The sequence below is a fragment of the Domibacillus epiphyticus genome (genome assembly GCF_001975785.1).
Lineage (GTDB): Bacteria > Bacillota > Bacilli > Bacillales > Domibacillaceae > Domibacillus > Domibacillus epiphyticus.
Window position 1 is genome coordinate 19,991 of the sequence record NZ_MSFI01000003.1, and the last position, 7,752, is coordinate 27,742.

At 37.4% G+C, this 7,752-nt stretch carries 9 protein-coding genes; 3 read left to right on the plus strand and 6 right to left on the minus strand.

Annotated elements, in window-relative coordinates; translation table 11 throughout:
• Positions 1-2: 2 nt before the first annotated feature.
• The 4 genes from BTO28_RS02400 to BTO28_RS02415 all read right to left on the minus strand — a co-directional run bounded on the left by BTO28_RS02400 (position 3) and on the right by BTO28_RS02415 (position 3,558).
• Positions 3-1,412: a HAMP domain-containing sensor histidine kinase gene (locus tag BTO28_RS02400; RefSeq protein WP_076763697.1), complete on the minus strand. Its 1,410-nt coding sequence runs from the start codon at positions 1,410-1,412 to the stop codon at positions 3-5.
• Positions 1,409-2,086: a response regulator transcription factor gene (locus tag BTO28_RS02405; RefSeq protein ID WP_076763699.1), complete on the minus strand. Its 678-nt coding sequence runs from the start codon at positions 2,084-2,086 to the stop codon at positions 1,409-1,411. The genes BTO28_RS02400 and BTO28_RS02405 overlap by 4 nt, the downstream gene beginning before the upstream one ends.
• 3 nt (positions 2,087-2,089) lie before the next feature.
• Entirely contained in the window at positions 2,090-2,434 is a 345-nt protein-coding gene (locus BTO28_RS17385) for a phosphatase PAP2 family protein (protein ID WP_233129807.1), read from the minus strand.
• A 464-nt stretch (positions 2,435-2,898) separates the two neighbouring features.
• Positions 2,899-3,558, minus strand: a complete 660-nt coding sequence (locus tag BTO28_RS02415; RefSeq protein WP_076763701.1) for a PepSY domain-containing protein — start codon at positions 3,556-3,558, stop codon at positions 2,899-2,901.
• A gap of 318 nt (positions 3,559-3,876) precedes the next feature.
• Between BTO28_RS02415 and BTO28_RS02420 the strand changes: the two genes are divergently transcribed.
• The gene (locus tag BTO28_RS02420) at positions 3,877-4,059 is read left to right on the plus strand and encodes a DUF1737 domain-containing protein (protein ID WP_076763702.1); all 183 of its coding nucleotides are present in this window, start codon (positions 3,877-3,879) and stop codon (positions 4,057-4,059) included.
• Positions 4,060-4,529: 470 nt separating this feature from the next.
• Here the strand turns inward: BTO28_RS02420 and BTO28_RS02425 are convergent, their stop codons facing one another.
• The gene (locus tag BTO28_RS02425) at positions 4,530-5,450 is read right to left on the minus strand and encodes a LysR family transcriptional regulator (protein ID WP_076763704.1); all 921 of its coding nucleotides are present in this window, start codon (positions 5,448-5,450) and stop codon (positions 4,530-4,532) included.
• A 148-nt stretch (positions 5,451-5,598) separates the two neighbouring features.
• On the opposite strand from BTO28_RS02425, the gene BTO28_RS02430 reads away from it, so the two are divergent.
• Together BTO28_RS02430 and rarD are read left to right on the plus strand one after the other, a co-directional pair.
• Positions 5,599-6,111 carry a GNAT family N-acetyltransferase gene (locus BTO28_RS02430; protein WP_076763708.1) on the plus strand — a complete coding sequence of 171 codons (513 nt, stop codon included), beginning with the start codon at positions 5,599-5,601 and terminating at the stop codon, positions 6,109-6,111.
• A gap of 46 nt (positions 6,112-6,157) precedes the next feature.
• Positions 6,158-6,949, plus strand: a complete 792-nt coding sequence (rarD, locus tag BTO28_RS02435) for an EamA family transporter RarD (protein WP_083711258.1) — start codon at positions 6,158-6,160, stop codon at positions 6,947-6,949.
• Positions 6,950-7,359: 410 nt separating this feature from the next.
• On the opposite strand, the gene BTO28_RS02440 is transcribed toward rarD, so the two are convergent.
• A partial coding sequence (locus BTO28_RS02440) for a sensor histidine kinase (protein ID WP_144289437.1) occupies positions 7,360-7,752 on the minus strand: 393 nt, incomplete at its 5' end.

The window sequence follows — 7,752 nt, forward strand, 5'->3', positions numbered from 1 at the left end:
AATTAAAGAAGAGCAGCAGGGAAAGTGATTGTAAAGGTTGTCCCTTCCCCTTCTTTGCTTTGAATACTGATAGTGCCATTGTATTTTTCGACCCATCGTTTCGCTATCGCAAGACCGAGACCTAGCCCACCCTGTTTTCTGCTTCTGGCTTTGTCAACCCGGTAAAATCTATTTAGCACATACGGAATATCCTGTTTAGGTATTCCGATCCCTTTATCAATCACCTGTATACGCATGATTTGCTTTTCAGAAGTACACGTGATGATGATTTCTTTTTTATTTGTTGAAAACTTTACGGCATTATCCAATAAAATAATTAAAACTTGCTCTAAATAACGGGAAGGAATAGAAACGTACGGCGTGTCTCCCTGCATGTGTACCGTAAACACATAATCAGGATGCAATAGTTCGAAATTACGCTTAACCGATTGAATTAAATGATCGGCTTGAACCTGCCTAACCTCAGAGGGTCCAGTTGTTCCCGTTTCTGCTCGTGATAACTCCAACAGCTCTTGAACAAGTTGGATCAAGCGCTCCACTTCTTTTAAGCTTGATTGGAGCGACTTGTTTAACACCTCAGGGTCATCTTTCCCCCAGCGATTTAACAAGGACAGGTGCCCATGGATAATAGCCAGAGGAGTCCTTAATTCATGGGAAGCATCTTCAACAAATTGTTTTTGCTGCGTAAAAGACTCTTCCAGATCATCCATTAGTTCATTGAAAAGCTTTCCTAATTGCGCGATCTCATCATTAGTTTCATAAACTGGGACACGCTCTTCAAGGCCATTAACTTTTATCTTTTGCATCGTATCTGTCATCACCCGCACATTGGATAGAAGTTGTCTTGAAAGAAAGGTCCCGCCAAGAAAGCTCAATAACAGTCCGCCCAGACCCGCAGCAACCAGCACAAAGAAAATGTTATCAATAAAGTCATCAAACATCTCCATGCTTCTAATAATCTCAACAGTACCAACAAATTCATCGGTAACTATCGGCGCTCTTAAAATCAGAAGAGGATCCTCGCTATTTCGAACGATTTCAAACTTCTTGCTTTTCACTGGCAAAGGGATGATCTCTGTTTCTGGATAACCATCTGAGACACTTAAGACGATATTCCCTTTTTCATCAATGATTCGGGTTAATTGATCTTCATCGTTTATTCTTGAAAAGTCATTTTCGCTTTTTTTAATCTCCTCTATTGTGAGAGGCTGGTTATTGGATTCAATTATGACAAGCATTTCTTCTAGCTGACGATTTATGTTTTGTTTTTCGTAATTTAAAGATCTATGTTCAATAATCATATACTGCAGGACTAAATAAGAAAAAAAGAGAATAAACATGAATGCTGAAGACCAGATTGTTATTTTCCATTTGATAGGAAGTCCAGAAAAGTAGCTGCTCCATTTTTTCATTCCCGCATCACGTATCCGACTCCTCTTACAGTTTGAATGTACGCTTCTTTTTCATCGGTATTTAATTTGTTACGCAAGTGTCGTACATACACATCAATCACATTTGTTTCGACCGCCGCATCATATGACCATATTTGCTCTAACAGTATATCCCTCGTCAAAACCCTGTTAATGTTTTTCATAAAAAAAGAAAGAAGTTCGAATTCTTTATTCGTAAGCTCGATTGTTTCATTCTCCTTTTCCAAAAGCCGCGACTCTAAGTCAAGCACCATATCCTTAAATGTTAAAGACCGGTTTTGATTTCTTGACATTCGCTCCTCGCGTTTAAAAATAACACGCATTCTTGCCAGCAGTTCTTCAATGGCGAAGGGCTTTGGCAAATAATCGTCTGCGCCATTATCCAGACCCATGACACGGTCCATGACACTGTCTTTGGCTGTCAGCATAATGATGGGTGTGTCTTTGGCCGTTCGCAGCCGTCTGCATACTTCAATGCCATTTAACCCCGGCAGCATCAAGTCGAGGAGAATAATATCGTATTCTTGATTCATTGCTTTGTCCAATCCTAAACGACCGTCATAGGCAATCTCAACTGAATATCCTTCGTATTTGAGCTCAAGTTCTAAAAACTCCGCTAACCTTTCTTCATCCTCTATAATCAAGATTCTTTGCATCTTTTATCTCCCTTCTTTAATCATATCATTTGCCACATACCGTTTTTCTTTATAACGTTGAAAGAACCCAATGGCGAACGGAAGCGCACAATAGCCGCCTATAATATCACTCGGATAATGAACGCCTAGATAAATGCGGCTTACACCTATTGCTAAAATCATTACAATACTAAAGCAAATCAACATGCCCCTTGCCCATTTGGCGGAAATGTACCTCCATAGTAAGAACGTTAGGATGCCGAATACCGTAAAAGCATTCATTGCATGCCCGCTTGGAAAACTGAATCCAATTATTTCAATAAGCCGGTGCAATTCAGGACGAGCACGATGAAACAACAGTTTTAACATGTGATTTAAAACAGTGGCCCGCAATGACTATAGTAAGTAAAATCAATTCAGACCGGTTTGGTATTATTTTTTGAAAAACCAATAAAAAAAGAATTGAAAGTAGTGCAACTCCCTTGAATGATCCAATGAAAGTGAAGAATTTCATTACTGATGTTAGGAGGGAGGACTCGAACCCTTGAATAAAGCCTATCCCTGGACTGTCAAATTGTCCAATTTTTTGAGCACTAATTTGAAAAGCTATAAAACAGAAAACCGTTAGAGACAATAAGGTGATAACAAAAGCCATTGCAAGCTGATATTTTACACTATATAAAAATCACCCCCGTTCATTTTATTATCCTCATGCTAACTAGAATGGACCATTTAATTAAAAAAACGCAAAATGGACCAGATTAAAAATAGCTATGTATAGAAAGGACCCTATCTGCAGCAATCAAATAGGATCCTTTGTAGATCATGATGATTTATTGGTTATCGTCATCCATTTCATCATCATCATCATCATCTTCTTCATCGTCTTCTTCATCGTCCGCCTCTACTTTTAACACTTCGCCGGATTTTGCATCTACTACGATTTCTTGTTCGTGCCCTTTTTCATCAATAACATCTACTGCAAACACGACAATACCGTCTTCATCTTCAAGTGCCGCGTCTTTTACCTTGCCGGGAACTTGTTTAAGAGCTATCACAATGCTCTCTTCTTTCGTTAAGATCGCTTCTTTTTCAAGTCGTTTTTGTTCTTCTTTGTCATTTTCTTCGCCATCTTCGTTTTCAGACTCTTCACCATCCGCTTCCACTTTTAAAACCTTGCCAGTATTGGCATCTACCGCGACTTCATGTTTTTGGCCTTGGTCGTCTGTAATTTCCACACTATAGATGACAACGCCATCTTCGTTTTCAAGTTCTATATGTGATGCTTCACCATTGACTTCTTTTAGCGCAATGTCAATACCTTCTTGTTTCGTTACTTTAACCTCTTTTTCTAATTGCTTTTGTTCTTCCTTCTGTGAAACTTCTGTCTGCGCGTTGCCTGTTGCAAATGCTGAAATGTTTAATACAGAACCTGCAATCCCTCCACCCAGAACCGTGACGGCTAATGCGGGCACCAAGAATTTCTTTTTCATTATTGTCTTCCTCCTAATAACATATTTTCGTACATCATTAGATTAACCTGTGATCATGAATTGCTTATGAACCAAAAATAAAAACAATTTCATTTTTTAATTAAAAAAATTTCATTTTTTAAATTTTTTCTTATTCAATTGGCTCTGTTATCGTTCGTTGTTGATTTTATTAAACTCCCATGAAAAAACGAGTTTCCTTAATTTATCTATGGGGCCGTGCTTGTGCTGCATGGCTAGCTAACGGGAAGAATAGTTCAATTGCTAAAAGAAATTGAGAAAGGATATAATAGAGGGATATGCATATAGGAGGTATTATATATGGAAGAAAAGCTTAAATACAGATTAATAACTGGAAAAGATGATGCGAATTTCTGTAAGAGGATTTCTGAATTGCTTGATGAAGGCTATAAATTATATGGGTCTCCTTCTTGTACTTTTAATGGACAAGATGTAATAGTAGCACAGGCAGTTATTTATGGTAATACCCAAAATAGTGAATGAAATAAGGATTAAAGCATATTAATTTATAATTAACATGTCCCTAATAAGTACCTGTTTCATTGAGTAGGTTCTCCTTTTATAGAGTTTGTTATCCGTACATGAATGATTACCTAATTCACTCAGAAAAAGCCCTTTTCAGTGAATTAGGTTTTTTTGTCATCGAAGATGACTCACTTATACTATCGGAGAACGATAGCTAGATAACTTAGTAAGACCCACCATTAATTAATGGGTTTTGTTTTTTGTTCAAAAATCAACATCAGGCTTTAACAGAGCCATTCAATTAAAGCCCTCATTAGTTTAAGTACAATTCTTTACAATCTTGTAGCCATACCCAGTACGTGCTTACTAAGGAATATGTTTATATTGACGGTGGATTAGCTTTCAAACGAATTTTAAACCCGGCACGAGGATAACGTATAAAAAGAATAAACAACCGCAGAGTGTCAAAAAACCTCTTACACTTACTTTTATATGTCTTTGGGCATAGATTTTTCCAAAGCTAATTTTAAAAAATCAATATATACTAGAACCTCTTCTGGAAAAAACACATCACTTCGTGTTACTAACCCCACTTGAATCAGATTGACTCCTTCCAATGGAATAGAGATAATATTGGGGTTCATGTAATTATTCACGATACAGCCTGTTCCCAGATTGTAGCTGTCTGTATTTGACAGGAGGTTGTTCATCGCCCCTCTATCTTTGAGATAGACCAGTTTTCCAGTGTCGTCTACATTGAGGGCTTCTTCCGCAAAATGCAGCAACATGTCGTCCTGCTGGTAGGTCAGATAAGGATAGTCCCTTAACTGCTCTAGGGTAATGCATTCGAGATGAGCCAGAGGGTGCTCTTTTCGTAGAAAGACGTGCTGTCTCATTGAAGCAAGGGGAGTAAATATTAGTGATTTTGAGATGAAATAACGTTCAAAAAAATGCTTATTTAAATCGGTCAGAGATAAAATTCCCAGAATACTTCTGCTTGCATACACGTCATCAATTACATCGGTTGCCTTACCTTCCCGAATCGCTAGCTCATATTTCCGCTCAGCAAAATAATTCATTAAATTTGCAACAGCCTCTATAGCGAAGCCATAATGTTGAGATGAAACAGAAAATTTTGTTAAGTCTGTTGTTTTCTCCTTGTTAAAATGATGGACCACAGACTCCATTTGTTCTAGAAGCATTTTAGCGTAAAACAACAATTCTGTGCCATCTTTTGTAAAGACTACCCCTTTGTTTGTTCTATCGAGAATCGTAATCCCTAACTCAGCTTCCAGATCACGCACTGCTTTGCTGATACTGGGCTGTGTCACGTAAAGTGCAGCGGCGGCTTTACTGATAGGATTATGCTTGGCAATCTCCACTATATAACGAAATTGTTGGAGCGTCATGTCCGCACCGTCCCTTATTTAATTCTGCTGACTGCTTTGCCATAACTTTAGTCTATAGCAAGGGGTTAAAAAGTTCAATTTTACGTTTTGTATGAAGGGTTCTAAAATAAATGAAGAAAAACAAATTTATTTCGAGAGGAAGAAAAAAATGATAAGAGAAGCGACTCAAAAAGATCTAGTAGATATTTTAGACATCTATAATGATGCTATTCTCCATACTACTGCTGTATACGCTTATAAACCCCAAACGCTTGAAAGCAGACAAAATTGGTACGAACAAAAGATGGATGAAGGTTATCCAATATTAGTATGCGAACAAGATAATAAAGTAGTTGGATTTGCGACATTCGGTCCTTTTAGAGCCTGGCCGGCTTATAAATATTCAATTGAACATTCTGTTTATGTAGATAAGGAATACAGAAAAAAAGGAATTGCGACTTCTTTAATGAAAGAATTAATCGCTATTGCCAAGGAAAGAGAGTATATGACCTTAATTGCTGGAATTGATGCAGCAAATGAAAAAAGTATTGCCATGCATAAAAACTTTGGCTTTGTTCATTCAGGCACAATAGAAAAGGCCGGCTTTAAATTCAATAGATGGCTTGACCTAGCTTTTTATCAATTAGAACTTAACGGGCCGAAAAATCCTGTAGAAGAATAAAGCGTTGCGATATTTATAAATAGGTCATTACTGAAAGTTGAAAGCAGTGACTGAATGGAATCTATCAGCTAAAGAAAAAGATCATATTTCCAGTCATCCAGAGAAAATAATGGGTTATATCTATACCTCCTTAGCTTACTTGCTTTGGGGGTTTCTAGCATTATACTGGAACGCCCTGGATACAGTCTCTTCAATGGAGATCTTAGCTCACCGAATTCTATGGGGGTTTATCTTTGTTGTTATTATTATGATATATAAACCTAAAAAACGGCGGGCTTTCTTTACGCTGCTTAAAGAATTTAAAGTAAACTTCAAACAATTCTTTTATATATTTGTGGCATCTCTTGCGATAAGTGCAAATTGGTTGATTTATATTTGGGCAGTGAACTTTGGCCATATTATCGAGGCAAGTTTAGGACTTTATATTACGCCTATCGTTAGCATGATTTTGGGAGCCCTTATATTAAAAGATAACGTAAGAATAGGCGTACTTGCAGCTATGATATTGGCTTTTTTAGGGGTGCTGGCTATTACTTATGACTATGGCAAAATTCCATGGATTGCTTTCTCTTCAGCTATTACTTCTGGGATCTATGGATTGGCTAAAAAGTATATCAAGACAGATGCACTAGTCGGGATGTGTATAGAAACAATGATGGTTACCCCTTTTGCATTGCTTTTTTTAGGATTTTTACAACGAAATCATAAAATGTATTTTGGTTTAGACATTCATTTATCATTATTGTTAATGGGTGCAGGTATTCTTACTGTTTTACCGCTACTATGGTTCACAGAAGGTTCAAAAAGAATTTCTTTAACTACAATTGGATTTTTTTAGTATATTACTCCAACTATCACTTTTCTCCTTGGAATATTTATATTTGAAAATACAATCACTTTGATCCAATGGATCTCCTTTAGTTTTATTTGGTTTTCGCTTGCTGTTTTTTCTTATTCATCGTGGAAAAGTAAAAATAAAAAAATGAAGATATACATGAGTATGTTTTCCAGAAAGTAAAATAAGGATAAAAGATAGCTTTTGCAATGTGCTAAGTATGCAAAATACGCTTACTTAAAGAATCCTTATTCAGCTAACCTGCTCCGTTAGCTGAATAAGAAAAAGGCTGCCGAAATGACAGCCGAGATATTAAACAAAAGCCCCCGTTAGTGTACAATCCTTCTCAATCTGGATATCAACAGTATCCTGGACTAATAGAGACTCTTAGTTTAATACCAAACATTTATATTTTATAATTCTTTCATTCCATCCTTAGGCTGACTATTTTGAGCGATTGGAAGGACAATTGTAAAACTAGTGCCCTTATTCTCTTCACTTTTCACCTTAATCTCTCCGCCCATGGCTCTAACAATGCTGTAGACGACCATGGTGCCAAGTCCTGTGCCTTTGTCTTTTGTTGTGTAATAAGGCGTTCCCAGCCTCTCCCGCTGTTCCTCGCTCATCCCTGTTCCACTGTCGGTAACACTTAGCACTGCTTTGGAGCCCGTTTTCTTTAAAGAGACACTGAGCTGTCCCCCTTCAGGCATCGCTTCAATCCCATTCTTGATTACATTAATCAAGCATTGATGAAGCTTGGCGGCCTCTCCGGAAATGTACAAATTTTCCTCCCGGGATACTTTAAT

Excerpts from the sequence above, each read along its gene's own strand:
- BTO28_RS02400 (WP_076763697.1), bottom strand. The coding sequence starts at position 1,412 with ATGAAAAAATGGAGCAGCTACTTTTCTGGACTTCCTATCAAATGGAAA.
- BTO28_RS02405 (WP_076763699.1), bottom strand. The coding sequence starts at position 2,086 with ATGCAAAGAATCTTGATTATAGAGGATGAAGAAAGGTTAGCGGAGTTT.
- BTO28_RS17385 (WP_233129807.1), bottom strand. The coding sequence starts at position 2,434 with ATGTTAAAACTGTTGTTTCATCGTGCTCGTCCTGAATTGCACCGGCTT.
- BTO28_RS02415 (WP_076763701.1), bottom strand. The coding sequence starts at position 3,558 with ATGAAAAAGAAATTCTTGGTGCCCGCATTAGCCGTCACGGTTCTGGGT.
- BTO28_RS02420 (WP_076763702.1), top strand. The coding sequence starts at position 3,877 with ATGGAAGAAAAGCTTAAATACAGATTAATAACTGGAAAAGATGATGCG.
- BTO28_RS02425 (WP_076763704.1), bottom strand. The coding sequence starts at position 5,450 with ATGACGCTCCAACAATTTCGTTATATAGTGGAGATTGCCAAGCATAAT.
- BTO28_RS02430 (WP_076763708.1), top strand. The coding sequence starts at position 5,599 with ATGATAAGAGAAGCGACTCAAAAAGATCTAGTAGATATTTTAGACATC.